Genomic DNA, 25,299 nt, shown 5'->3' with positions numbered 1-25,299 from the left:
GGACGGACCATGGCAACCACTGATTTTCCCGCAGAGATCCGCGCCCTCCGCGCCAAGTACCAGTCGATCGAGCAGGTGTCCGACGTCGAGGGGATCCGCAAGGACATCGCCGAACTGAGCGAGGAAGCGGGAGCCCCGGATCTCTGGGACGATCCCGCCGCGGGCCAGAAGGTGACGTCGAAGCTGTCCCACCGGCAGTCGGCCCTGGAGCGCCTCGAGACCCTGGAGAGCCGCATCGACGACCTCGAGGTCCTCGTGGGACTCGCGCAGGACGAGAGCGACGAGGACACCCTCGCCGAGGCGGAGCGGGAGCTCGTCTCCCTCGGCCGGTCCCTCGACGACCTCGAGATCGTCACGCTGCTGGCCGGCGAGTGGGACGAGCGCGAGGCCGTCGTCACCATCCGCTCCGGCGCCGGGGGCGTGGACGCCGCCGACTTCGCCGAGATGCTCCTGCGGATGTACCTGCGCTGGGCCGAACGCCACGGCTACCCGACCCAGGTCCTCGACACCTCCTACGCGGAGGAGGCCGGCCTCAAGTCCGCGACGTTCGAGGTCAAGGCGCCCTACGCCTTCGGCACGCTGTCCGTGGAGGCCGGGACGCACCGCCTCGTGCGCATCAGCCCCTTCGACAACCAGGGGCGCCGCCAGACGTCCTTCGCCGCGGTCGAGGTCATCCCGCTCATCGAGGGGACGGACGTCATCGAGGTCCCCGACAACGAGATCCGCGTGGACGTCTTCCGGTCCTCGGGGCCCGGCGGCCAGTCGGTCAACACCACGGACTCGGCGGTCCGCCTGACCCACCTGCCCACCGGGGTGGTCGTCTCCATGCAGAACGAGAAGTCCCAGATCCAGAACCGCGCCGCGGCCATGCGGGTGCTCCAGTCGCGGCTGCTGCTGCTGAAGAAGGAGCAGGAGGACGCGGAGAAGAAGGCGTTCGCGGGTGACGTCAAGGCGTCCTGGGGGGACCAGATGCGCTCCTACGTGCTCAACCCGTACCAGATGGTCAAGGACCTGCGGACCAACCACGAGGTCGGCAACACGTCGTCGGTGTTCGACGGCGAGATCGACGACTTCATCGACGCCGGCATCCGCTGGCGCACGAACAACCGCAACGACACTACCTAGTCCTACCCGTCTTTTCGGCGCAAGCCACTTGTCTTCTGCTCGAGTTCTTGCCCGCGACACACCGCACAGGTATAGGGCGTTTTTCGACGAGTCGTTATAGTCGAGGAGCCGGCGCTCCTTTTCCCGAGCCAATGCCCGTGCCCCGGCGATCCACGGGCGCAGAGTGATCATGATCAGATTCGACGACGTCACGAAGACCTACGACACCACGGCGCAGCCCGCCCTCGATGCCGTCTCACTCGACATCGACCGCGGTGAGTTCGTCTTCCTCGTGGGCGCCTCGGGTTCCGGCAAGTCGACGTTCATCCGCCTGGTCCTCAAGGAGGACAGGGCCTCCCGGGGTGCGGTCTACGTGGCCGGCCAGAACGTCGCGAACATCCCCAGCTGGCGCGTGCCCCGCCTGCGCCGGGGCATCGGCGTCGTCTTCCAGGACTTCCGCCTCCTTCCCAACAAGACGGTCTTCGCGAACGTCGCCTTCGCGATGCAGGTCATCGGCAGGAGCCGCGCCGTCATCCGCGAGACCGTCCCAGACGTCCTCGCCACGGTGGGCCTCGAGGGCAAGGACAACCGCATGCCGCACGAGCTCTCCGGCGGCGAGCAGCAGCGCGTCGCGATCGCCCGCGCGATCGTCAACCGTCCCGGGATCCTGCTGGCGGACGAGCCCACCGGGAACCTGGACCCGACCACCTCCATGGGCATCATGAAGATCCTCGACACGATCAACCAGAACGGCACCACGGTGGTCATGGCGACGCACGACGACGACATCGTGAACACGATGCGCAAGCGCGTCGTGGAACTGCGCAGCGGGTCGGTGGTGCGCGACGACGCGCAGGGCATCTACGTGGGCCGGCCCGAAGTGCTGGCCGGATGAGGGTCGCCTTCATCCTGTCCGAGATCGGCTCGGGCATCCGCCGCAACCTGTCCATGGTCACCTCGGTGATCCTGGTGACGTTCATCTCGCTGACCTTCGTGGGTGCGGCCGGCCTGTTCCAGCTGCAGATCAACCAGATGAAGGGTTACTGGTACGACCGCGTCCAGGTCACCGTCTACCTCTGCGTGGACAACTCCTTCGCGGCGAGCTGCGCCGCCGGACCGGTGACCGACGACCAGCGCGCCGCCATCGAGGCGAAGCTCGAGTCCGAGCAGTTCGCTCCCTACGTGGACACCGTCACCCACGAGACGCAGGAGGAGGCCCTCGGCCACTTCCGCGACCAGTTCGCCAACTCCCCGATCGTCGACTCCGTCACCGCGGACCAGCTGCCCGAATCCTTCCGGGTCGGGCTGGTCGACGCCGAGAAGTACGAGGTCATCGACGAGGCGTTCTCCTCGGAGCCGGGAGTCGACGCCGTCAGCGACCAGCGGGACTTCCTCGAGACGATCTTCCGCTACATGAACTGGGCGTCCGTCGTCGCGCTCGCGATCGCCGGCATCATGACGTTCTGCGCCATCCTGCTGATCGCCACGACCATCCGGCTCTCGGCCTTCAGCCGCCGCCGGGAGACCGGCATCATGCGCCTCGTCGGGGCGTCCAAGGCGGTCATCCAGCTGCCGTTCATCCTCGAGGGGGTGATCGCCGCCGTGATCGGGGCAGTCCTCGCGTCGGCGACGCTGTGGGGGGCCTCCCGCTTCCTGATCGACGGCTGGCTCGTGAACACCTTCCCGCAGACGGCGTTCATCTCCTCCCAGCAGGTGCTGCTCCTGGTGCCGGCGCTCATCCTGCTCGGCGCCCTCCTCGCAGGGCTCTCGTCCCTGCTCACCCTCCGCCGCTATGTGAAGGTCTGACAGCGATGACGACCAGTGCCCGAGAATCCATCCGCCCACCAGGCTCTTCGCTGCGGCTCCGACAGGACAAGCGGATCCAGGCCGTCCGCGGCACGGCGGGTCTGTCGATCGCGCTCGTCGCGGCCCTCGCGCTCGGCTCCGGCACCCCGGTGGCGGCGGACGAGCTCGAAGACCGCAGGAGTGCCCTCGAGAAAGAGGTCGTCGAGGTCCAGCAGTCCATGGAGTACCTCGACGAGGACATCGCGGAGACCATCGGTGCGCTCAAGACCTACCAGAACCAGCTGCCCGCCGCGCAGCAGTCCCTGGCAGACGCCCAGGGTCGGGTCGAGACGGCGACGGACGAGGTCGGTGCCCTTGCGGTGCGCGTCGATCTGGCGCAGGAGACGAAGACGAAGATCGAGGAGGAACTCCGCGCGGACCGGCAGGAGATGGCCGAGACCCGCGAGGTCATCGGCCAGATCGCCACGGAGGCCTACAAGAACGGCGGCGTCCCCACCAACGTGTCGCTGCTCCTGGGCGCCGACGGCGTCGAGGACCTCACCCGGTCCATGGACCTGGTGGACCAGGCCCTGCGCAGCCAGGACGCCGCGATGACGCGGCTGTCCGAGCACACCGCGACGAACGCGAGCAGCCGGGAGCGCCTGACCGCCGTCGAGGCCGAGATCACCAGGCTCAAGGAGGCTGCGGACGCCGCCCTCGCCGCCGAGCAGTCGGCACGCGACGCCGCGGCAGAGGAGAAGGCCACGGTGGACCAGCTCGTCGCCGACACCTCGGCGCTGTCCGAGAAGCTCCAGGAGCAGAAGCCCGTCATCGAGGCGAAACTGGCCGGCGTCGAGAAGGCGCAACGGAAGGTCAACGCGGACATCGCCGAACGTCAGCGCCGCCAGATCGAGGAGGCGCGCAAGGCGGAGGAAGCCCGCCAGAAGGCGGAGGAGGCCCGCCGGAAGGCGGAGCAGGAGCGCGTCCGCGCGGAGGCCGAGGTAGCAGCCGCCGCCGAGGAGGCGCGCCTGAGAGCCGAGGCCGAAGCCGCCGCAGCCGCCGAGACGGCACGACTCGCCGCCGAAGCCGCGGCCGCGAACAAGCCGGCTCCCGAGCCCGTCCCGCCGCAGGTCGTCGCTCCCGTGGTGCCCGTCATCCCGGGCCCTCCCGTCATCCCGGACCCTCCCGCGGCTGCGCCGACGGGCCCGGCCGCCTTCGACCTGAGGTCCCCCGTCAACGCTCCGATCTCGTCCGGCTTCGGCTGGCGCCCGACGCCGGTGGGGACCATCGACTTCAACGGCACGGGCGGCTACGTCCACACCGGCCTCGACTACGGGGTCGCCTGCGGCACACCCCTGTACGCGCCCGCCGCCGGCGAGGTCTGGTACGCGGACTCGGATGCCCTGCTCGGCGCCGGCAACCGGATCGTCCTCAACCACGGCGTGATCGGCGGCAACGCGCTCGCGACGAACTACTACCACCTCACCAGCTCCGTGGTCTCGGTGGGGCAGCGCGTCAGTGCGGGCCAGCTGATCGGGTACACGGGCACCACCGGGAACTCCAAGGGCTGCCACCTCCACTTCGAGACCATGCTGAACGGCACGCTCGTGGACCCGCTCGGCCTGCTCGGGTCGTAGGATGGAAGGCACTGCCCACCCGCGGGCCGCCGTCCGCAGCAGTGTCGCGAGAAGGAGTATCGCCGTGCCGAAGGAAAGTGGCCGGAAAGTGGTGGCCACCAATCGGAAGGCCTTCCACGACTACGCCGTGCTCGACACCTACGAGGCCGGGCTCGCCCTGATGGGCACCGAGGTGAAGTCCCTGCGGGCAGGACGCGCCTCCCTCGTCGACGGCTACGCGGTCTTCTACAACGACGAGCTCTGGCTCGAAGGCATCCACATCTCCGAGTACTCGCAGGGCAGCTGGACCAACCATGCCGCGCGCCGCCGGAGGAAGCTGCTGCTGCACCGCGAGGAACTCACCAAGATCTCGCAGAAGATCCGGGAGTCGGGCTTCACCCTCGTGCCGCTGCAGCTCTACTTCCTCAACGGCAGGGCCAAGGTGGAGATCGCCGTGGCCCGCGGCAAGCGCGACTACGACAAGCGGCAGACCCTCCGCGAGAAGCAGGACAACCGGGAAGCGCTCCGCGCCATGCGCGAGAAGAACCTCGGGGCATGAGCGACGTCTTCTGGGAGACCCAGGAGGACGAGGAGCCCGAGGCGTCGGAGCTCCGGTACAGGAGGCCCTGGTGGGTGACGCTCGGCGCCCTCGTGGATCTGATCCTGCTGCTCGTCGTGGTGCCGGTCGGGATCCTCTCCCTCATCCCGTTCGTCTTCCTCATCTACGTCTTCTTCGCGCAGGTGCTCGTCTGGATCTCGCCCGTGCTGCTGGTGCTCAACGCGGCCATCTTCTGGTGGGGGTTCCGCCGCAAGCAGGCCGCGACCACCGCGCTCGCCGCCCTCGGCATCGCGTTCGTCACCCTCGCCTTCGTGGTCGTGCGCCTCTGGCAGTCGCCCGTCGTCATCCTCGGGGCCACGCTGGGGCAGTAGCCGTCCGTTCACCTGCGGCGAAGCCCTGCCCCGGATTCCACGGGTGCGGTAGAGTGGAGGAACTGGACGGCCGGTGGGCCGGACAGCACAGGAATCAACAGAACATTTGATAACTGAACATGGGGATGACAGGTTTCGACGATGTTAGTCGCGACAGGGGAAGCGGGCCGAGGATACAGGGTTATCTCGTAAACGCTCCTTGTAAAACAATAAGTGCCGAACAAAAGCGCACTGACTTCGCTCTCGCTGCCTAAGCAGCCTAGCTAGTCCGTCAGCCCGGGTTTGCTCTCGCCCCGGATACTGGCGTCATTTAGAGGGCCACTGCTCCCGGTCCTCGTTGTAGGGACCGGGGGGACTCTTATACAACTGGGCTCGGCAGTCACTCGTTCGCACGATGACTGGAGCCGAGAAAAACCGACGCGAACTGCGCCCGGAGAAGCCCTGACTACACTGCATCGGACGCGGGTTCAATTCCCGCCATCTCCACCACCCACAACGAAGCGCTCCGCCGGTCCCCGGCGGAGCGCTTCGTCGTTGCCGCGCCGGCACGGTGCGGTGTGCGCCCCCGGAAGCGGCGGCGGAAGAGCGAACTACACTGGGGCCATGAGCTGGACTGACAGGACGCCGCCGTGGCTCCCCCCGCTGCCGCCGCCCCGTCGGGGCCGGGGCCTGATCGTGCTCGGCTGGATCCTCGTGGGCAGCACGTTCGTGTACATCTTCATCATGAGCTATCTCGGCGGGACCCACACGCTCTACACCCTGATCCCCCTCCTGCTCGGCCTGCTCTGCCTGATCGTCGGCCTGCTCCGGCGGGACACCCGCGCCCGATAGGCGTGTTGCCCGGGGGTTATTTACACGATAAAAATAACCTATGACGTCCGAACCCCTCCACCTCTCCCGCGGCGGCACCAGCGTGGTGCTGGATCCGCATCCCCACGGCCTGCCGACCATCGCCTACTGGGGGCCCGACCTCGGCGACATGGGCCCTGACGAGCTGCGCGGGATCACCGCGGCGCACCAGCCCCAGCGCGTGTCCGGCGGAATCGACGTCCCGGCCCTCCTGACCCTGCTGCCCCTCGAATCCACCGGCTGGCAGGGGACCCCCGGCCTCACCGGCGACCGCGGGGGCGCCCGGCTCTACCCGCGGTTCACCGTGACCTCGATGGAGCGGCAGCCCGGCGGCGACGGTGCCCTCGTGGAGGCGCGCGACGACGCCGCCGGCCTCACCGTGCGCGCCCGTCTCGGCCTGACGGCAGCCGGCCTGTTCACGCAGAGCCTGGAGCTCACCAACACGGGCGACGACGACTACGAGGTGCGCGCCCTCAACCTGTTCTTCCCGCTGCGCCACACGGCGACCGAGATCCTGGATACGACCGGACGGCACCTGCGCGAACGGTCGCCGCAGCGTCACGACCTGACGACGGGCACGTACTCGCGGACCAGCAGGCGGGGCAGGCCGGGCGCGGACGCCACCGTCCTCCTCGCCGCGGGAACCTCCGGCTTCGGCTTCGAGCACGGCCTCGTCCAGGGCATCCACCTCGCCTGGAGCGGCAACCAGCAGGTCCTCGCCGAGAAGACCCCTGCAGGCTCCGTGTTCCTCGCGGCGGGCGAGGTGCTCGCGCCCCGCGAAGTCGTCCTGGCGCCGGGGGAGAGCTACTCCACCCCGCCCGCCGTCGGGTCCTGGGGACAGGGGCTCAACGAGCTGTCCGGCAGGTTCCACCGGGACCTGCGCGCGCGCGCAACCCACCCGCGGCGCCCCCGACCGGTCACGCTCAACACCTGGGAGGCCGTCTACTTCGCCCTGGACCTCCCGCGCCTGCTGGCCCTCGCGGACCGCGCGGCGTCCCTCGGCGTCGAACGGTTCGTGCTCGACGACGGCTGGTTCCGCGGGCGCCGCGACGACACCACCAGCCTCGGCGACTGGTACGTGGACGAGACGGTCTGGCCCGACGGGCTGGCGCCCATCATCGACCACGTGCGGAGCCTCGGCATGGAGTTCGGGCTGTGGTTCGAACCCGAGATGGTCAACCCCGACTCGGACCTGGCGCGCGCCCACCCGGACTGGATCCTGCAGGCGGAAGGCCGCCTGCCGCTGCCGGGCCGCCAGCAGCAGGTGCTCAACCTGGGCAACCCGGACGCCTACGCGTACATCCTCGACCGGCTCGACGACATCCTGACATCCAACGACATCGCCTACGTCAAGTGGGACCACAACCGGGACCTCCTCGAGGCGGCGGACGCGCGGACGGGCCGGGCCGCCGTCCACCGGCACGTCGCCGCGCTCTACCGGCTGCTCGACGAACTGCGCCGCCGGCACCCGGGCCTCGAGATCGAGAGCTGCGCGTCGGGCGGGGCCCGCGTGGACCTGGGGATCCTCGCCCGCACGGACCGCGTCTGGACGAGCGACTGCATCGACCCGATCGAGCGGCTCGTGAACCAGAAGTACACGGGCCTCGTCGTGCCGCCGGAGCTGCTGGGCATGCACATCGGCGGCCCGGTCTCGCACTCGACCGGTCGCGCCCACACCCTGCCGTTCCGGGCGGCCACCGCGATCTTCGGCCACTTCGGCATCGAATGGGACATCTCCGACCTGACGGAGGCGGAGTACGAGGTCCTCGGCCGCTACGTAGGCCTCCACCGGTCATGGCGCGACGACCTGCACCGCGGGAGCGTGGTGCATGCCGAGTGTCCGGACCCGGCCATGGACCTGCGGGGCATCATCTCGGAGGACCGGCGCCGCGCCCTGTTCGGGTACTCGCTCACGGCGTCGAGCGCGAGCTACCCGCCGGGTCCCCTCACGTTCCCGGGCCTCGACCCCGACGCCCTGTACGAGGTGCGCCCCGCGGTCCCGGAGGAGGGGCACCCGGGCAACGGGCAGTCGCCGCTGGCCTGGCTGCAGCTGGCCCTCGAGGGGCGGCCGGTGCGCCTGTCCGGCCGCTCCCTGGCCCAGGCGGGCCTCCAGGCCCCCGTGCTGGTCCCCGAGCAGAGCCTGCTCATCGAGTTCCGCGCGGTCGGCGCGTAGGCGGCCGCGTCGGGGCGACGGCGTGGGACCTCACGGTTCCGCGGTGAGCGTCTCCGTGTAGAGGGACAGCAGGGCCTGCGGGCCGCCGTCGTGCATGGCCCGCCGCTGGCGCTGCGCGCCGGTGCCGCGGTCGGCGACAGTCTCGAGGCCCGCCTTCACCCAGTCGGTGTCGCCCTCGGCCTCGAGGGCGGGGCCGACGTGCTCGAGGAACGCCGCGAGGTGCCGCTCCGCCGGGACGGGTTCGGCCGTTGCGAGATCCATGAGGTGCCGTCCCATGCCGTCGCGTGCCGCCTGCCAGAGCGCGGCATCGAGCAGTTCCGGATCCGGGACGAGGGGAGCGGCGCCGGTCTCGGCTGCCTCCAGTTCGGTGACGACGAGCGCGCGGGTCAGCGCGCCGAGCAGGACGGCGTCCTGCGCCTCGAGCTGGACGTCGCACGCCCTGAGTTCCAGCGTGGGGTAGTGGTCGGAGAGCCGTGCCACCCAGGTGAGGACACCGCGGTCGAGGATCGCGCCCGTGGCCGCGAGCCGGGTGATGCGGCGTTCGTAGTCGGCGGCGTCCGCGAAATACGGGGCGATCCCCTGCACGGCCCAGCGGCGGTAATGGATGACCCGCCAGCTGTCGAAACCGCTGTCACGGCCGAGCCAGTACGGAGAGTTCACGCTGAGCGCCGTCAGCAGGGGGATCCACGGCCGGATCCGGTTGAGGGCCTGCACGCCCCGCTCGGGGTCCGGCACGCCCACGTGCACGTGGAGGCCGTTGACGAACTGGTCGCCGACGATTCCGGGCGCGCTGGCCCGGAGGTCCTCGTAGCGCTGCTTGTCGGTGAGCTCCGGATAGGCCTGGGGGATCTGCGGTGCCGTACCGGTCGCCGCGCCGATACTTCCCGTGCGCGCCGCCGCGTCAGCGAACCGCCGCCGGAAGTTCAGCAGGGACTCCTCGGCCTCCGTCAGGGTGGCGCAGACCGGGGTGGCCGTCTCGATCTGGCACGAGAGCAGTTCGCGCTGGATCTCGTCGGAGCCGACCTCGGGGTGGGATGCGAGGAGCCTCTCCACTTCGGCGGCGTGGTGGGCGGGCAGTCCCGTCTGCGGGTCGAGGAGGAGGTATTCCTCCTCCAGTCCGAGCGTGGTCATCGGGGCACTCCGTTCAGCTGGCGTGGCGCAGGGCGTTGCAGGTCCCGACCAGTCTAGGAGGGCGCGACGCCCTGCCGTGCTTCGATGTCGGCCGTGCAGCCCGCGTGGGGTGCCGTGCTCTCGATCCACAGCGACCGCGCGAGCGTGCCGTCCACGGGCAGGCTCGGTGCCGACGCGTCCGTACCCAGGCGCAGTTCGGTCGGCGGGCCGGCGCCCCCGGCCACCAGGAGCACGGCGTCGAGGGCGACGCCGTGCCGGTCGAGCAGGCGCAGCACCTCCGGATCGTCGTCGCTGACCCGGGCGAGCGTGCCCTGGTGGCCGTCGTCCAGGCCGTCGAGGCGGTGCGCCGGAGGGTAGCGGACGCGCCCGTCCGCGCCCGGGATCGGATCACCGTGCGGATCGCGCCCGGGCCGGCCGAGTTTCGCATCGAGGCGTTCGACGAAGGCGTCCGAGACCGTGTGCTCGAGCAGTTCCGCCTCGTCGTGCACCTCGTCCCAGCCGTAGCCGAGCTCCGTGACGAGGAACGTCTCGATGAGCCGGTGGCGGCGGACCATCGCCAGGGCGAGGGCCTGCCCGGACGGCGTGAGGCTGATCGGCCCGTACTTGCGGTGCTCGGCCAGGCCCAGGTCCACGAGCTTGCCGACCATGCCGGTGACGGACGAGTTGGCGACCGCGAGGCGCGCGGCCAGGTGGGTGGCGGTGATCGGGTCCGGCTGCCACTCCGTGAACGCGTAGATGGCCTTCACGTAGTCCTGCACGCTGGTCGATTCGATGCTGAGGACGGCGCCACGGCGGCCCGCCATCAGGCGTCCCGCAGTCGCGCGCCCGGGGTCCCGGAGGGAGCGCCCGGGGTGCCGGAGGGGGCACCCTGCGTGCCGGAGGGGGCACCCTGCGTGCCGGAGGGGACCGCCTTCGTGCGCCGTCGTCGTGCCTGCCACAGCACGCCGTCCGGCCTGCCGACGAGGTAGACGACGGCGAACACGAGCGCCTGGCACAGGACGACGGCGGCGCCGGTGGAGATGTCGAGGTAGTAGCTGGCGTAGATGCCGGCCACGGAGGCGGCGACGGTCAGGACGACGGCGATCACCAGCATGCGGTCGAAGCTGCGGGCGAGCAGGAACGCCGTGGCGCCGGGCGTGATCAGCATGGCCACGACGAGGATGATGCCCACGGCCTGCAGGCCCACGACGACGGTCAGCGCGAGCAGGCCGAGGAGGAGCGCGGAGAGGAATCGCGTATTGAGGCCGATGACGTGGGCGTGCGTGCGGTCGAAGGCCAGGAGGGTGAGGTCGCGCCGCTTCACCAGCAGGATCGCGAGGGTCAGCGCGCCGAGGATCAGCACCTGCCACACATCGCCCGCGGACACCCCGAGCACGTTGCCGAACAGGATGTGCATGAGGTCGATCTGCGACGGCGTGGCGGAGACGATGGCCAGCCCGGCCGCGAAGAGGCCGGTGAAGACCACCCCGATGACGGTGTCCGCCTTCAGCTTGGTGGTGGAGCGGACCAGCCCGATGAGCGCCACGGCTCCGATGCCGAAGGCGAAGGCACCGATGGCGAAGGGGATACCGAGGATGTAGGCGAGGGCGACGCCGGGCAGGACCGCGTGGGAGACGGCGTCGCCCATCAGCGACCACCCCATGAGGATGAGCCAGCAGGAGAGCACCGCGGCGACGACGGCCGCGGCGACGGTGACGGCGAGGGCCCGGGTCAGGAAGCCGTACTGCAGCGGTTCGAGGAGGAACGCGAGGAGGTCCATGTCAGGGTGCTCCGTTCGGGGAGGAGGGCGCCGCGCCGGGGGAGAGGTCGGCGGGCAGGGGGCCGAAGGCGAGCGCGAGGTTGGCGTGGGTGAGGACCTCGGACGGGTCGCCGTGCGCGAGCACCCGCTGGTGCAGGAGGACGGCCTCGTCGCACAGGTCGGGCACGCCCGCGAGGTCGTGCGTGGACACCAGCACCGACCGCCCCTCGTCCCGCAGCGCCTTCAGCAGCGCGGTCATGGTGTGCTCGCTCGACCGGTCGACCCCCGCGAAGGGCTCGTCGAGGAGCAGGAGGCGGGCGTCCTGGGCGATGCTCCGGGCGATGAACACGCGCTTGCGCTGGCCGCCCGACAGCTGCCCGATCTGGCGCCTCCGCAGTGATGACAGCCCGACGCGCTCGAGGGCGTCGTCGACCGCCGCCCGGTCCGCGGCGCGCAGGCGGCGCGCGGTGCCCAGCCGCCCGTACAGGCCCATCCCGACGACGTCGGACACCGACACCGGGAAGGTCCAGTCGACGCCCTCCGCCTGCGGCATGTAGGCGACGAGCCCGTCCTTCCTGGCCCGGGCGACGGAGGTCCCGAAGAGCTCCACGGAGCCGGCCTGCGGCGTGAGGAGCCCCATGAGCGAGGTGAAGAGCGTGGACTTCCCGGACCCGTTGACGCCGATGAGTCCGCAGATCCGCCCGGGCGCGAGGTGCAGGCCGACGTCGTCGAGGGCGAGGACGTCGCCGTAGCGGACGGTGAGGTGCCGTACGTCGACGACGGGCGCGGGCGCAGTCCCCGGAGGGGTGGTCATCGTGTGAGTCCTTCCGCGATGGTGTGCAGGTCGTATTCGATGAGGTCGACGAATGTCGGCACCGGGCCTCCGGGCCCGGAGAGGGAGTCCACGTACAGCGTGCCGCCCAGCTGCGCGCCGGTGGCGAGGGCCACCTGTTCCTGGGCGGAGGGGTTGACCGTGGACTCGCAGAAGAGCGTGGGCACGCGGTTCTCCTCGACGAACGTGATGACGTCGCGGATCTGCCGCGGCGTCCCCTCCGCGTCGGCGTTGACGGGCCAGATGAACGCCTCGTCGAGCCCGGCGTCGCGGGCGAGGTAGGAGAAGGCGCCCTCGCAGGTCACCAGCGCCGCGGCGTCGGCGTCTCCGAGGTCCTCGCGGAAGCCGGTCAGGAGCCCGGCGAGGTCCGCCTTGAGCTGCCGACCGTTCGCCTCGAAATCCTCCGCGTGCTCCGGGGCGAGCCCGGAGAGGGCGTCCACGGTGTTGTCCACGTAGACCTGCGCGGCGACGGGCGACATCCACGCGTGGGGGTTGGCCCGGCCGCGGTAGTCGCCGGTCTGGATGGCGATGGGCTCGACGCCGTCGGACAGCACCGCATGGGGCGCGTCCACGGAGTTCAGGAACCGCTCGAACCAGCGCTCCAGTCCCAGGCCGTTGTCGAGGATCAGGTCGGCGTCCTGCGCCCGCACGAGATCCGACGGCGTCGGCTCGTACCCGTGGATCTCCGCGCCCACCTTGGTGATCGACTCGACGCGCACGTGCCCGCCGCCCACGGTGTCGACGAGGTCGGCAAGGACCGAGAAGGTGGTCAGCACGTGCGGGCGGTCGTCCGGGGACGACGGCGGCGCCGGGCGGGCGCACCCGGTGGCCACGATCACGAGGACCAGGCACTGGAGGACCAGGCGCGGGAGGCCCATGGCCCGGACGGACGGGCGCCGCAGCGTTTGAGGCATGCCTAAAACTAACGTTTAGGCATGCCGAAATCTAGGCCTGTCGCAGGGATGACCGCCACGCGTGGGTGTAGTAGGGCAGGCGGAGCGGGGCATCCGGGGCGAAGGCGAGGTAGTCGGTGAGGTACCACCGCAGATTAGCCTCGACGCGGGCCTGCAGCGCGGGCGCCGCCCGGCGGTAGTAGCTGCGGGAGCGGGCGAGGTCGAGGACGCCGGGGACGTCCAGGTCCTGGGTCCAGTGCACCACCAGGTCCTCCGGGGCGTCGAAGGCGTCCCCGACGACGGGGCGGTAGGAGGGCGAGAACACGTCGCCGGCGTGCATGATCCTGGACAGGCGGTGCACCCACGGCACCGAGACGTCGAGCTGGTTCCAGAGGAGGGCGAGCCGACCCCCGGGCGTCAGCACCCGGGCCGCCTCGCGGACGGCGGCGGCGTGGTCGCACCAGTGCCAGGTCTGCGCCAGCGTGAGCAGGTCCACGGAGGCCTCCGGGAGGTGCGACTCCTCGGCGGTGCCGCGGACGGCGGGCGCCCCGGGCAGTCTGTCCGCGAGGACGGCCAGCATGTCCTCGGACGGGTCCACGGCCGTCACCGCGAGTCCGCGCTCCACGAGCAGTTCCGTGAACAGGCCGGTCCCGGCGCCGATGTCGGCGGCGCGGCGGGCACCCGCGGGGACGATCCAGTCGGCGACGGCGGCAGGGTACCCGGGGCGGACGCGATCGTAGCGGCCGGCCCCGGACAGGTAGGCCGCCGCCAGGTCCCGGCGGCGTTCCTCGGCGAGCCGGGGCCCGCCCTTCACCGCGCCCGGCCGGCGACGCGGCGCCTGCTGCTAGAGCAGGTCATCCACATCGGGGTTGAGGGTCCGCAGCACCTCGCTGTGGAGCGTGCCGTTGGTCGCGAGGGCGTTGCCGCCGTGGGGCCCGTCCTCGCCGTCGAGGGAGGTGAAGCGCCCTCCGGCCTCGGTGACGATCGGCACGAGCGCGGCCATGTCGTACAGGTTCAGTGACGGCTCGCAGGCGATGTCCACCGCCCCCTCCGCCACGAGGCAGTAGGACCAGAAGTCCCCGTAGGCGCGGGTGCGCCACACGCGGTCCGCGAGGTTCACGAATTCGGCGAGCGTGCCCCGCTCGCGCCACCCGCCCAGGCTGGAGTAGGACAGCGAGGCGTCCTCGAGGCGGGAGACGTTGGAGACGCGGAGGCGCTGCGCGGCGGCGAGGGACTTGCCGGTGTAGGCGCCGGTGCCCTGGGCGGCCCACCAGCGCTTGCCCAGCGCGGGGGCGCTCACCAGCCCGACGACGGGCTTGCCGTCGTCGATGAGCGAGATGAGCGTGGCCCAGACCGGGACCCCGCGCACGAAGTTCTTGGTGCCGTCGATGGGGTCGATCACCCAGCGGCGCGATCCGGACCCGGTGCTGCCGAACTCCTCGCCGAGGACCGCGTCGCGGGGCCTGGCCCGGGAGAGCTGCCCGCGGATGGCCTCCTCGGCGCTCTTGTCGGCGTCCGTGACGGGTGTGAGGTCCGGTTTGGTCTCCACCCGCAGGTCGAGCGCCTTGAAGCGCGACATGGTCTGGTCGTCCACGGAATCGGCCATGATGTGGGCGAGACGGAGGTCGTCGTTGTAGCCCTGCGTGAAACTCATACCGTTCAACCTATCGTCTCGGTGGGCGCATCCGGTGCGGGGCGCAGGGAGCGGCCCGGAGCAGCAGAAAGCCACCGAGGGCTCGCGCCGCTCGGTGGCTTTCTGCTGTCACCGCCAGGCGGTGTCGGAAGTATTAGAGAACGGTGATGTTCTCGGCCTGGGGGCCCTTGGGGCCCTGGGTGGTCTCGAAGTTGACCTTCTGGTTCTCTTCGAGGGACCGGTAGCCGTTCGAGTTGATCGCGGAGAAGTGGGCGAACACGTCGGCGCCGCCGTCCTCGGGAGCGATGAAGCCGAAGCCCTTTTCAGCGTTGAACCATTTCACAGTGCCAGTAGCCATTGAGATTTCCTTACCAGGTGAGAGCGTCCCGACGTTCGGGGCTCATCGTGCAGTTCGTTACCCGCTTATCAAAAAAGCTGTCGAACTCCAGGTGGAGGGTCAAGGCTTAGAGATGTAATGCGCAAACAACAACAGGATCGACTCTACCAGTGATCGGGCCGATCACTGGTGTCCGAGTTCCTTGGCGTCGTGTGAGCTGCCTCGCGCCTCGGCCGTCCCGGCGCCGAGCAGGCGCCGCAGCGAGGCCAGGCGCACGGGTCCGGAGTCGCCTGCGAGGCCCTCGCCCACGTAGCTGTCCAGTCCGCACCCGACCGCGTGGTCGTCGTGCCGGCAGCCCCGCTCGCAGCGCTCGGTGCCCGGCTCCAGGTCGGGGAACGCCTTCAGGATCCTGTCCGCCTCCACGTGCGCGAGCCCGAAGGACCGAATGCCGGGGGTGTCGATGATCCAGGTGCCGGGCGCGGCGTCGGCGGCCTTCAGCGCGAGCGCGGAGGAGGACGTGTGCCGCCCTCTGCCCGTCACCGCGTTCACGCCGCCCGTGGCGCGCGTGGACCCGGTCAGGGCGTTGACCATGGTGGACTTGCCCACGCCGGAGTGGCCGAGCAGCACGCTCACCTGCCCGTCGAGCTCGTCCCTCAGGGCGTCGACGGCGGCGGAGGACAGCCGTGCCGAGTCGCCGTCGTCGGAGGTGGCCGCGATGCCGGTGCCCTCGTCCGTGCCGCTGATGATGACGCGGAGGTCCAGGTGCTCGTAGTTGGCGAGCAGGGGTGCCGGGTCGCGGAGGTCCGCCTTGGTGATGCACAGCAGGGGTTCGATGCCGGCGTCGTAGGCGGCGACGAGCGCCCGGTCGATGAAGCCGGTCCTCGGCTCGGGGTTGGCGGCCGCGACGACGATCACGAGCTGGTCGGCGTTCGCGACCACCACGCGCTCCACCGGGTCGGTGTCGTCGGCGCTGCGGCGCAGGACCGTGGTCCGCTCCTCGATGCGCACGAGGCGCGCGAGGGAGTCGGGGCCCCCCGAGAGGTCACCGACGAGGGCCACGAGGTCGCCGGCGACGACGGCGTTACGGCGCAGCTCACGCGCCCGGGCGGCGATGACCGTCCGCTCGCCGGGGGTGCCCTCGTCGACCACCGTGGTGTACCGGCCGCGGTCGACCGTCACGACGCGCCCGGTCACGGCGTCGTCGTAGGCGGGCCGGTTCTTGGTCCGCGGGCGCGTCCCCTTCTTGTTGGGGCGGATGCGGACATCGGACTCGTCCCAGGCGCGCGATCCGCGGCGGTTGCCGGTCTCGCTCATGCCGTGGCCCGGGGTGCGGGGGAGTCCGGTGTGCCGTCGGGGCCGCCGGCCGTGCGGACGAGCGCGGCCCAGAGAGCGGGGAACTCCGGCATGGTCTTGGCCGTGGTGCCGATGTTCTCCACGTCCACGCCGTCCACGGCGAGGCCGATGATCGCGCCCGCGGTGGCCATCCGGTGGTCGTCGTAGGTGCTGAACACCCCTCCGTGCAGCGGTGCCGGACGGATGACGAGGCCGTCGGACGTCTCCTCCGCGTCCCCGCCGAGGTTCGTGATCTCCGCGACGAGCGCCGCGAGCCGGTCGGTCTCGTGCCCGCGGAGGTGGGCGATGCCGGTGAGGGTCGACGGCGTCGTCGCCAGCGCGCAGAGTGCAGCGACGGTGGGGGCGAGTTCGGAGGTGTCGGCGAAGGTGCCGCCGGCGATCGATGCGCCGCCGGTGACGGTGAGCACCCCGCCGTCGAGCACGGCCGTGGCGCCCATCAGGGGCAGGATCCGCCGCCAGGCGTCGCCGACCTGCGTGGTGCCCTCGGGCCAGTTCCTGACGCGGACCGTGCCGCCGGTGACGACGGCGGCGGCGAGGAAGGGGCCCGCATTGGAGAGGTCGGGTTCCACGGCGACGTCGAACGCGGTGATCGGGCCGGCGGGGATGCGCCAGTGGTTCGGCACGGAGTCGTCGACGGCGACGCCGACGGCCCGGAGGGTCTCCACCGTCATACGGACGTGGTCGAGGCTGGGCACGGGCTTGCCCACGTGCTCGAGGTGCAGCCCGTCGGTGAAGCGCGCGCCGACGAGCAGGAGTGCCGACACGAACTGCGAGGACGCGGAGGCGTCGATGACCAGCCGGCCGCCGCGCACGTGCCCCTCGCCGTGCACGGAGAACGGGAGGGAGCCGGCGCCGCCGTCGTCGATCCGGAGGCCGAGGCCCCGGAGGGCGTCGATGATGCTGCCCATCGGGCGGCGGCGTGCGTGCGGATCGCCGTCGAACGTGGTGGTGCCGGAGACCAGGCCCGCCAGCGGGGGGACGAAGCGCATGACGGTGCCCGCGAGACCGCAGTCCACGGCACGGGATGCCGGCGTGCCACCCCGCAGGGGGATCACCGTGAGGTCCGGGCCGAAGTCGCCGTCGCCGGGAACCTCCTCGATGACGGCGCCGAGGCCGCGCAGCGCGGCGATCATGAGGGCCGAGTCACGCGAGTGCAGGGGCCGGCGCAGGCGGCAGGGGCCGTCGGCGAGGGCGGCGAGCACGAGGTAGCGGTTGGTGAGGGACTTGGAGCCGGGGACCGAGAGGTCGGCGTCCACGGGACGGGTCAGGCGGGGCGCCCTCCACCCGGTCCGGGAGGGCGCCCCGCCTGATGACGCTGCCATGGAGGCTAGGAACCCACGACGTCGGACGCGGTCTTGCGGACGGCCTTGTCCGCCTTCTTGAACTGCTTCTTCGCATCCGTGGCCAGGTGCTCGGCGCGCCAGGCGATGCCCGGGCGTCCATTGGTGTCGACGGCGGCGAGCAGGACGGCGCCGATGAGGGAGAGGTTCTTGAGCAGCTGCGAGCGGCGGGCCTTCTTGCCCTCCGGGGTGGTCGTGTCCGCCGAGCGGTAGTCGACGAGCGCGTTCACCGTGGTGGTGATCGTCAGCAGCAGGGCTGCCACCCGGGAGAACCGGCCGATGCCGAGCAGGACGGCCGCGCCGACCTGCGTGGCGCCGAGGACCTGGCCCACGAGCTTCTCGTTGCCGGTGATCGCACCCGCCGAGGGGACGACCTTCGCGACACCGGCCAGGACGGGCTTGAGCTGCGGGGCCGTGGTGCCCGCCGTGCGGAGCCGGTCGACGCCGCTCACGACGAAGCTGCTGGCGATCAGGGGTCGGGCGATTACGCGGACAAGGGTCATGACTGCCTCCTGGGTGCCGGCGCGTGGGCCGGACATGGGTTACGGGTACGAAGCACGCTGGCTCTAGTTTTGCATGCCCTCCCACCGGGGACGATCAGCGGCCCGGGCGGGCGGGTGGGGTTGCGGACGGGGCCGGGACGGCAGGCTGCTGACGGACCGGACGGTGGACAGGACGGTGGACAGGACGGTGGACAGGACGGTGGACAGGAATAAGGGGCTGCAGCGAGGGGTTGGACCAGGGGTAACGGACAGCAGGACGGTGAAGGGAATTCTTCGATGGCAGGCGCACGGACCGCGACGACCGGAAGACCGGATTTCCAGTTGTCGACCTCTCCCGGGCGGGCCGACGCCACGGCGCCGCGCCGACGGGGGCGCGTAGACTTTCGCTCGATGAATACCACAGCCCCCGCAGGCAGCAACCCGGCGGAAGATGCACAGTTGGACGTGTCGACGGAGTCGGACGCCGATCGCAAGGCGCGCTTCGAACGCGATGCCATGCAGTACGTGGACCAGCTGTACTCGGCTGCCATGCGCATGGCCCGCAACCCGAGCGACGCGGAGGACCTGGTGCAGGAGGCCTACACCAAGGCGTTCTCGGCCTTCCACCAGTACAAGCCGGGCACCAACCTGAAGGCGTGGCTGTACCGCATCCTCACCAACACCTACATCAACCTGTACCGGAAGCGGCAGCGCGAGCCGCTGCAGTCGCACTCGGACACCATCGAGGACTGGCAGCTCGCCAAGGCCGCCGAACACACCTCCCTCGGGCTCCGCTCGGCGGAGGTCGAAGCGCTGGACCACCTGCCCGACTCGGACGTGAAGGACGCACTGCAGGCGATCCCCGAGGAATTCCGGCTCGCCGTGTATTTCTCGGACGTCGAGGGCTTCGCATACAAGGAAATCTCAGAGATCATGAACACGCCCATCGGGACCGTCATGTCCCGGTTGCACCGCGGCCGCAAGCTGCTGCGCGAGCATCTCGCGGAGTACGCGCGTGATCGCGGGCTCGGAGTCAGCGCCGGTGCCGGCTCCAAGGCCTCGGTCGCAGCGGGCGCGAAGGGCACGGAAGAGGAGATGGAGAAATGAGCGATTGCGGGAACATGGGCGACTGCGCCGATGCGAGGATCGAGCGGCTGTACGAGTACCTGGACGGTGCGCTGTCCCATCAGGACCTCGTGGAGATCAAGGACCACCTGAACGACTGCCCACAGTGCGCCGAGGAGCACGACCTCGAGTGCGTCATCCGGTCGGTCGTGAAGCGGTCCTGCACCGAGGTGGCGCCGTCCACCCTGAAGGCGAGCATCCTGGACAGGATCAGCCACCTCAAGACCGTGGACCACTGAGGTCCCGGGACACACAGAGCGGGACACAGACCCGAACAGCAGAAAGCCTCCGGCGCCCGTAGGGGCCGGAGGCTTTCTGCTGTTCGGGTCCCCGGACATCGGGGACGCCTCGTACGCCTGGACTCAGGTGTTGGGGCGCTTACCGTGGTTCGCGCCACCACGCTTCCGGTCGCGACGCTTGCGTGCTCGCTTGCTCATGGCTGCCTCCTTCTTCTTCAGGACTGTAGTCGTGCAGAACTGCACCCCAGTCTCCCACACGGCCACGGGCGTCGCCTAAACAGGGGTCCGGCCTAGGATGAGGGGACCATCCATGATCGAAGGAGCTTATGCATGCGTGCTGCCTACGCCGCGACCCAGTCCGCGGACACCCCCCTCGTCGGCCTCACCGTCGGGGACCTCGATGTCCCCGCCGCCCCCGAGGGCTTCGTCCGGGTGAAGGTCGTGGCCTCCTGCCTGAACCACCACGACCTGTGGTCCCTGAAGGGCGTCGGCCTCCCGCAGGACAGCCTGCCGATGGTCCTCGGCTGCGACGCGGCCGGGATCGACGACGACGGCAACGAGGTGATCGTGCATGGTGTCATCTCCTCGGACGGCTGGCGCGGCGACGAGACCCTCGACCCGCAGCGGTCCCTGCTCTCCGAGCGGCACCCCGGCACGATGGCCGACTACGTCTGGGTGCCGGAGCGCAATCTGGTGCCCAAGCCGGCGGAGCTCTCCTTCGAGGAGGCCGCATGCCTGCCCACCGCGTGGCTGACGGCGTACCGCATGCTGTTCACGGTCTCGCCCGCGGCCCCCGGCTCCACGGTGCTCGTCCAGGGTGCCGGCGGCGGGGTCGCCTCCGCCCTGATCGCGCTCGCGTCCGCGGCCGGCTACCGGGTGTGGGCGACGAGCCGCAGCGGGGACAAGCGGCAACAGGCCCTGGACCTCGGCGCCGAGCAGGCGTTCGACGCCGGCGCCCGCCTGCCGGAGCGCGTCGACGTCGTCTTCGACTCCGTGGGCGAGGCCACGTGGGCGCACTCCCTGAAGTCCCTCGTGCCGGGCGGCACCGTGGTCACCTGCGGCGCGACGAGCGGCGCCGCGCCCTCGGCGGACCTCAACCGGGTCTTCTTCCTGCAGCTGCGCGTGCTCGGCTCCACCATGGGCACGCGGGACGAGCTCGTCCGTCTGACGCGCTTCCTCGTGGCCACCGGGGTGCGGCCCGTCATCGACGCCGTCCTCCCGCTCGACGACGCCGCCCAGGGCTTCCAGCGCATGCTCGACGGCGAGCTGTTCGGGAAGATCGTCTTCCGCCACTGAGCGGACACCCCCTCCGACGACCAGCCCGTACGACGAAGGACCCCTCCGCACGGAGGGGTCCTTCGTCGTCGTACGGTGTCCGCTACTCGGCGACGGCCGCCGCCTGGATCGCCGAGCGCTGCCGGCGCCGCAGCGCCTGCTCCGCCGGGTCCGGCACGGGCGCCGCCGCGAGCAGCCGGCGCGTGTACGGATCGCGGGGGTACTTCAGGATCTGCTCCGTGCTGCCCTGCTCCACGAGTACACCCTTGTTCAGCACCGCGATGTGGCTCGCGAGGAGCTCGACGACCGCGAGGTCGTGGCTGACGAAGAGGCACGCGAAGCCGCGCTCGCGCTGGAGCTCCTGCAGGAGCTCCAGGACCTTCGCCTGCACGGAGACGTCCAGGGCCGACGTCGGCTCGTCCGCGACGAGAAGGTCCGGCTGGAGCGACAGCGCGCGGGCGATCCCGACGCGCTGGCGCTGCCCGCCGGACAGTTCGTGCGGATACCGGTTGCGGAAGGCGACCGGCAGCTGCACGTCCTCCAGCAGCGAGGCCACCCGCTTGTCCAGGTCCGCCCGCTTCAGCTTCTCGTGCAGGAACAGGGGCTCCCCGATGCTCTCGCCGATCGACAGGCGCGGATTGAGCGACGCTGCAGGGTCCTGGAACACGATGGCGAAGCGCTTGCGCAGCGGTAGGAGCTGCCGGGCGCTGAGCTCCGTGATGTCCGTGCCGCCGATCCTCACCCTTCCGGCGGAGGTCCTGATCAGCCCGGTGACGGCCCGCGCGATCGTCGACTTGCCCGAGCCGGACTCCCCGACGAGGCCCAGGACCTCGCCCGGGTTGATGGTGAGCGAGACGCCGGTGACCGCCTTGAAGGCAGGCTGGCGGAAGCGCCCGGGGTATTCGATGTCGACGTCCGTGAGTTCCAGGGCCGGCACGACGCCGGAGGCGGTGTGCGACTCCCGGGCGCGCAGGGCCTCCGCGGCGTACCCCTCGTGGATGCTCAGCTGCCCGTCGACGACCTCGACGTCCGTGAGGACGCCGCCCACCTTCGAGCCCAGGTGGGGCACGGACCCGAGGAGCTGCCGGGTGTAGGCCTCGGCCGGGGCCGCGAACAGCTGCGCCGTCGGCGCGGCCTCGACGATCCGCCCGCGCTCCATGACCACGACGTGGTCGGCCAGGTCGGCGACCACCCCCATGTCGTGGGTGATCAGGAGCACGGCACTGTTGAGCCGCTTGTTGAGCTTGCGCAGGAGGTCCAGGACCTCGGCCTGCACGGTGACGTCGAGCGCCGTCGTCGGCTCGTCGGCGATAAGCAGCATGGGGTCGTTGGCGAGGGCGATGGCGATCATCGCGCGCTGCCGCTGGCCGCCGGAGAACTGGTGCGGGAAGCTGTCGTAGCGGCGCTCCGGTTCCGGGATCTCGACCATGCGCAGGAGCTCGATGGAGCGCTGCTTCGCGTGGGCGGGGGAGAGCTCCGTGTGCTGCTCGACGGCCTCCCGGATCTGCTCGCCCACGGTCAGGACCGGGTTCAGGGCGGTCATGGGCTCCTGGAAGATCATGGCGATCTCGTTGCCGCGGACGCGCTGGAGCGTGCCCTGCGATGCGCCGATGAGTTCCCTGCCGAGCATCTTCGCGCTGCCGTGCGAGCGGCCGTTGCGGGGGAGGAGGCCGAGCAGGGCCATGGAGGACATGCTCTTGCCGGAGCCGGATTCCCCGACGATCGCGAGGATCTCGCCCGGGTGGATCTCGTAGGAGACGTCCTCCGCGGCCATGACCCACTCGTCGTCGACGTTGAACTCCACGCCGAGGCCCCGGACCGCGAGGATCGGGCCGCCGGCCGGGGTCGTCTGCTCGTCCGTGATGGTGATGGTGCTGGAACTCATTACTGCTTCACCCTTGTCTGCTTGGGATCGAACGCGTCGCGCAGGCCGTCACCGATGAAGTTGACGGCGAGGGCGATGCCGATGATGAAGGCGCCGGGCCACAGGAACAGCCACGGCCGCACGGTGAGTGCGGAGCGGTTGTCGTTGATGGCCTTGCCGAGAGAGGTGTCCGGCGCCGTGACGCCCAGGCCCAGGTAGCTGAGGGCGGTCTCGAGGAGGATGGCCCCGGAGATGGCGAGCGTGGTCGACACGATGATCACGCCGACCGTGTTCGGCAGGATGTGGCGGAAGATGATGCGCGCCGAGCTCGCCCCGACCGACTTCGCGGACTCCACGAACTCCTTCTCGCGCAGCGACAGGAACTCGCCGCGGACCAGCCGCGCCAGCCCGGTCCAGGTGACGAGGCCGAGGAAGACGGCGAAGGGGATGATGCCGTGCTTGGCGACGATACCCGCGACGGCTGCCGCGATGACGACGGTCGGGATGGTGATGACGACGTCGGTGATGCGCATCAGGAACGCCTCGGTCCAGCCGCGGAAGTAGCCGGCGACGGCGCCCACCGTGGTGCCGATGATCATGGCGACGATCCCCACGATGAACGCGATGATCAGCGATGTCTGGATGCCGCGCATGGTCAGGGCGAAGTAGTCGCGGCCCAGCACGTCCTGGCCGAACGGGTGCTCGCCGAGGCTGAACGGCCACAGCGTCAGGGTGGGCTTGCCCTCGTTGAACCGGTCCGCGAGGACGTCGTAGTCCTTGTTCCACCAGCCGGGGATGCCGGCGAAGCCGATCGAGGTGAAGGCGAGGAGGAAGATCAGCGCGAGCAGCGCGATGCCGGCCAGCGCCCCCTTGTGCCGGAAGAAGCGCTCCCGGATGAGGCGCCCCTGGCTCTTCGCCTCCGTCGTGCGGATGCGGTCGGTCTGCTCCCGCGTGGGCGTGGCCGTGGCGATGTCCGTGCCCTGGCTCTGCAGGGTCATCTCGGACAGTTCGACCGACGGGCGGGCATCGTCCCGCGGATTCTGGGAATTGCTCATGATGATGTCCTAGCTCAGGGTGATGCGCGGGTCGAGGAACGCGTAGGCGATGTCGGCGAGCATGTTGAACAGCACGGCGGCCGTTCCGACGACGAGGAAGAAGGCCATGACCGGCCCCGGGTCCACGTGGCCGATGCCGTCGATGAACATCTTGCCCATGCCGTTCCAGCCGAAGACCTGCTCGGTGATGACCGCACCGCCGAGCACACCGGCGAAGTCGAACGCCATGAGGGTGGTGATCGGGATCATCGCGTTGCGGAAGGCGTGCTTGACGAGCACGGTCCGCTCGCTGAGGCCCTTGGCCCGGGCGGTGCGGATGTAGTCCTGGTTCATGACGTCGAGCTGGCTGGCCCTCGTGTACCGGGTGTAGGTGGCGAACGAGATGAGCGTCAGCGCGATGGTCGGCAGGATCAGGTGCAGCGCGTAGTCCAGGTTGATCTCCCAGAACGTTCCCGCCAGGTTGGCCGACTGCGAGCCGGTGGTGGGGATGGGCCGTCCGCCGGCCTTGGCCGAGAGGGTCGGGTACGCCTGCAGGAGGCGGTCGAGGACGATCAGCAGGCTCACCGACACCGCGATGACGGCGCCGATCTTCGCGGCCTGGGCACGGAACGGCCCACCGACCACCCCGGCGACGACGTACGCGAGCGCCGCCGTGACGACGACGAGTGCCAGCACGGTGAGCCAGTTCGGGTCGTCGAGGAGGAAGAGCGAGACGAGGTAGCCGAGGAAGCTCACGCCTGCGGCCGCGAGGGCGGCGTGCAGCACGCGCCGGCGGCGGAAGCCCGCGAGGAGGGCCGTCCACAGGACCGCGATGCCTGCGGCGGAGACCAGCATGCCGACGACGCCGAAGCCCGGGCTGACGAACCACCCGGTGACCAGGAGCAGATAGAGCGCGATGGCCGTGGCGGCCGCGGCGATGCCGAACGTGGTCAGGCGCCGCCTGCGGTCGCCGCCGACGACGACCGCCCAGATGACGCCGGCGATCACCCCGATCAGGGCGATCGAGAGATAGGAGAACTGCGGGTTCGCCAGCCACGTGTTGAGGTCGATCGCCAGGTACTGCTTCAGCAGCGTGGAGAGCCAGAACAGGGGCAGGGAGAACAGCAGGAAGGAGATGAAGGTGACCGAGTAGTCGAAGGTGCTGTACTGGCGGATGGCGGTCACGATCCCGACGATCACGCCGAGCACCAGGGCGAGGACCGTCGCCACGACGACGAGGCGCAGCGTCGAGCCCATCGCGTTCTGGAGCTGCGGGAGGACCGCGGCCCCGGCACGGTCCATGCCGAGCGTGCAGGTCACGCCGCCGGGGACGAGGCAGTAGCCGACCTCCTTCAGCCAGAGGAAGTAGCGGGGGATGGGTGGGACGTCCAGGTTCATGGCGGCCGTGCGGGCGGCGATGGTCGCCTCCTTCTCCGGACCGCTGGCCTCACCGAGGTCCTCGAAGGGGTCACCCGAGTTGATGGTGAGGAAGTACATCAGCGTGGTGGCTGCGAGCATGATGAAGAACGAGATGATGGATCGCTTGGCGATGAAGTAGAACACGTG

The 25,299-nt window shown here is 70.4% G+C and carries 26 protein-coding genes and 1 other RNA gene; 12 read left to right on the top strand and 15 right to left on the bottom strand.

Going from position 1 to position 25,299, the window contains the following annotated elements:
• Window positions 1-9 precede the first annotated feature (9 nt).
• The 9 genes from prfB to C4K88_RS02470 all read left to right on the top strand — a co-directional run bounded on the left by prfB (window position 10) and on the right by C4K88_RS02470 (window position 8,457).
• A complete protein-coding gene (prfB, locus tag C4K88_RS02505; RefSeq protein WP_104120030.1) occupies window positions 10-1,125 on the top strand; it encodes a peptide chain release factor 2 in 1,116 nt (371 codons plus the stop codon).
• Window positions 1,126-1,294: 169 nt separating this feature from the next.
• The gene (gene ftsE, locus C4K88_RS02500) at window positions 1,295-1,999 is read left to right on the top strand and encodes a cell division ATP-binding protein FtsE (protein WP_104120303.1); all 705 of its coding nucleotides are present in this window, start codon (window positions 1,295-1,297) and stop codon (window positions 1,997-1,999) included.
• Window positions 1,996-2,910: a permease-like cell division protein FtsX gene (gene ftsX, locus C4K88_RS02495; RefSeq protein WP_104120029.1), complete on the top strand. Its 915-nt coding sequence runs from the start codon at window positions 1,996-1,998 to the stop codon at window positions 2,908-2,910. The genes ftsE and ftsX overlap by 4 nt, the downstream gene beginning before the upstream one ends.
• Before the next feature lie 5 nt (window positions 2,911-2,915).
• On the top strand, window positions 2,916-4,526 hold the full coding sequence (locus C4K88_RS02490; protein ID WP_104120028.1) for a M23 family metallopeptidase: 1,611 nt from the start codon (window positions 2,916-2,918) through the stop codon (window positions 4,524-4,526).
• Window positions 4,527-4,590: 64 nt separating this feature from the next.
• Complete coding sequence (gene smpB, locus C4K88_RS02485; protein WP_043446231.1) at window positions 4,591-5,064, top strand: SsrA-binding protein SmpB; 474 nt, start codon at window positions 4,591-4,593, stop codon at window positions 5,062-5,064.
• A complete protein-coding gene (locus tag C4K88_RS02480; protein ID WP_104120027.1) occupies window positions 5,061-5,435 on the top strand; it encodes a hypothetical protein in 375 nt (124 codons plus the stop codon). The genes smpB and C4K88_RS02480 overlap by 4 nt, the downstream gene beginning before the upstream one ends.
• A gap of 121 nt (window positions 5,436-5,556) precedes the next feature.
• Window positions 5,557-5,924: a transfer-messenger RNA gene (gene ssrA, locus C4K88_RS02475) on the top strand.
• Between the two features lie 114 nt (window positions 5,925-6,038).
• Window positions 6,039-6,266 carry a cysteine-rich outer membrane protein gene (locus C4K88_RS17060; protein WP_146065587.1) on the top strand — a complete coding sequence of 76 codons (228 nt, stop codon included), beginning with the start codon at window positions 6,039-6,041 and terminating at the stop codon, window positions 6,264-6,266.
• Between the two features lie 40 nt (window positions 6,267-6,306).
• Window positions 6,307-8,457, top strand: coding sequence for an alpha-galactosidase (locus C4K88_RS02470; protein WP_104120026.1), 2,151 nt, complete (start codon window positions 6,307-6,309; stop codon window positions 8,455-8,457).
• Between the two features lie 30 nt (window positions 8,458-8,487).
• Here C4K88_RS02470 and C4K88_RS02465 read toward each other — a convergent pair whose 3' ends face one another.
• The 11 genes from C4K88_RS02465 to C4K88_RS02415 all read right to left on the bottom strand — a co-directional run bounded on the left by C4K88_RS02465 (window position 8,488) and on the right by C4K88_RS02415 (window position 18,217).
• Window positions 8,488-9,588, bottom strand: coding sequence for a carboxylate-amine ligase (locus C4K88_RS02465; RefSeq protein ID WP_104120025.1), 1,101 nt, complete (start codon window positions 9,586-9,588; stop codon window positions 8,488-8,490).
• Between the two features lie 53 nt (window positions 9,589-9,641).
• Window positions 9,642-10,391, bottom strand: a complete 750-nt coding sequence (locus tag C4K88_RS02460; RefSeq protein WP_104120024.1) for a metal-dependent transcriptional regulator — start codon at window positions 10,389-10,391, stop codon at window positions 9,642-9,644.
• Window positions 10,391-11,347 carry a metal ABC transporter permease gene (locus tag C4K88_RS02455; protein WP_104120023.1) on the bottom strand — a complete coding sequence of 319 codons (957 nt, stop codon included), beginning with the start codon at window positions 11,345-11,347 and terminating at the stop codon, window positions 10,391-10,393. The genes C4K88_RS02460 and C4K88_RS02455 overlap by 1 nt, the downstream gene beginning before the upstream one ends.
• Window position 11,348: 1 nt before the next feature.
• On the bottom strand, window positions 11,349-12,140 hold the full coding sequence (locus C4K88_RS02450; protein WP_104120022.1) for a metal ABC transporter ATP-binding protein: 792 nt from the start codon (window positions 12,138-12,140) through the stop codon (window positions 11,349-11,351).
• On the bottom strand, window positions 12,137-13,072 hold the full coding sequence (locus C4K88_RS02445; protein WP_104120021.1) for a metal ABC transporter substrate-binding protein: 936 nt from the start codon (window positions 13,070-13,072) through the stop codon (window positions 12,137-12,139). The genes C4K88_RS02450 and C4K88_RS02445 overlap by 4 nt, the downstream gene beginning before the upstream one ends.
• Window positions 13,073-13,103: 31 nt before the next feature.
• Window positions 13,104-13,865: a class I SAM-dependent methyltransferase gene (locus C4K88_RS02440; protein ID WP_104120020.1), complete on the bottom strand. Its 762-nt coding sequence runs from the start codon at window positions 13,863-13,865 to the stop codon at window positions 13,104-13,106.
• 30 nt (window positions 13,866-13,895) lie between these two features.
• A complete protein-coding gene (gene hisN, locus C4K88_RS02435) occupies window positions 13,896-14,705 on the bottom strand; it encodes a histidinol-phosphatase (RefSeq protein WP_104120019.1) in 810 nt (269 codons plus the stop codon).
• 133 nt (window positions 14,706-14,838) lie between these two features.
• Window positions 14,839-15,042, bottom strand: a complete 204-nt coding sequence (locus tag C4K88_RS02430) for a cold-shock protein (RefSeq protein WP_043446208.1) — start codon at window positions 15,040-15,042, stop codon at window positions 14,839-14,841.
• Window positions 15,043-15,204: 162 nt separating this feature from the next.
• Entirely contained in the window at window positions 15,205-16,335 is a 1,131-nt protein-coding gene (gene rsgA, locus C4K88_RS02425) for a ribosome small subunit-dependent GTPase A (protein WP_104120018.1), read from the bottom strand.
• On the bottom strand, window positions 16,332-17,696 hold the full coding sequence (gene aroA, locus C4K88_RS02420) for a 3-phosphoshikimate 1-carboxyvinyltransferase (protein ID WP_104120017.1): 1,365 nt from the start codon (window positions 17,694-17,696) through the stop codon (window positions 16,332-16,334). The genes rsgA and aroA overlap by 4 nt, the downstream gene beginning before the upstream one ends.
• A gap of 5 nt (window positions 17,697-17,701) precedes the next feature.
• Window positions 17,702-18,217: a DoxX family protein gene (locus C4K88_RS02415; RefSeq protein ID WP_104120016.1), complete on the bottom strand. Its 516-nt coding sequence runs from the start codon at window positions 18,215-18,217 to the stop codon at window positions 17,702-17,704.
• 276 nt (window positions 18,218-18,493) lie between these two features.
• On the opposite strand from C4K88_RS02415, the gene C4K88_RS02410 reads away from it, so the two are divergent.
• Both C4K88_RS02410 and rsrA read left to right on the top strand, forming a co-directional pair.
• Window positions 18,494-19,303: a sigma-70 family RNA polymerase sigma factor gene (locus tag C4K88_RS02410; protein ID WP_104120015.1), complete on the top strand. Its 810-nt coding sequence runs from the start codon at window positions 18,494-18,496 to the stop codon at window positions 19,301-19,303.
• Entirely contained in the window at window positions 19,300-19,560 is a 261-nt protein-coding gene (gene rsrA, locus C4K88_RS02405) for a mycothiol system anti-sigma-R factor (RefSeq protein WP_043446197.1), read from the top strand. The genes C4K88_RS02410 and rsrA overlap by 4 nt, the downstream gene beginning before the upstream one ends.
• Before the next feature lie 123 nt (window positions 19,561-19,683).
• On the opposite strand, the gene C4K88_RS18215 is transcribed toward rsrA, so the two are convergent.
• Window positions 19,684-19,758, bottom strand: a complete 75-nt coding sequence (locus C4K88_RS18215) for a 50S ribosomal protein bL37 (RefSeq protein WP_369299106.1) — start codon at window positions 19,756-19,758, stop codon at window positions 19,684-19,686.
• 132 nt (window positions 19,759-19,890) lie between these two features.
• Here C4K88_RS18215 and C4K88_RS02400 point away from each other — a divergent pair, with 132 nt between their 5' ends.
• A complete protein-coding gene (locus tag C4K88_RS02400) occupies window positions 19,891-20,856 on the top strand; it encodes a zinc-binding dehydrogenase (RefSeq protein ID WP_104120014.1) in 966 nt (321 codons plus the stop codon).
• Between the two features lie 82 nt (window positions 20,857-20,938).
• On the opposite strand, the gene C4K88_RS02395 is transcribed toward C4K88_RS02400, so the two are convergent.
• The 3 genes from C4K88_RS02395 to C4K88_RS02385 are packed head-to-tail and all read right to left on the bottom strand — an operon-like array spanning window position 20,939 to window position 25,296.
• Window positions 20,939-22,720, bottom strand: a complete 1,782-nt coding sequence (locus C4K88_RS02395) for an ABC transporter ATP-binding protein (protein ID WP_104120013.1) — start codon at window positions 22,718-22,720, stop codon at window positions 20,939-20,941.
• Window positions 22,720-23,754 (bottom strand): ABC transporter permease, encoded by a 1,035-nt coding sequence (locus tag C4K88_RS02390; RefSeq protein WP_206604330.1) that lies wholly within the window; start codon window positions 23,752-23,754, stop codon window positions 22,720-22,722. Before C4K88_RS02390 ends, C4K88_RS02395 begins: the two co-directional genes overlap by 1 nt.
• A gap of 9 nt (window positions 23,755-23,763) precedes the next feature.
• A complete protein-coding gene (locus C4K88_RS02385) occupies window positions 23,764-25,296 on the bottom strand; it encodes an ABC transporter permease (protein WP_104120012.1) in 1,533 nt (510 codons plus the stop codon).
• Between the last annotated feature and the right edge of the window lie 3 nt (window positions 25,297-25,299).

This window comes from Arthrobacter pityocampae (assembly GCF_002927275.1).
GTDB lineage: Bacteria > Actinomycetota > Actinomycetes > Actinomycetales > Micrococcaceae > Arthrobacter_D > Arthrobacter_D pityocampae.
This window is presented reverse-complemented; position numbering and strand designations above follow the sequence as displayed.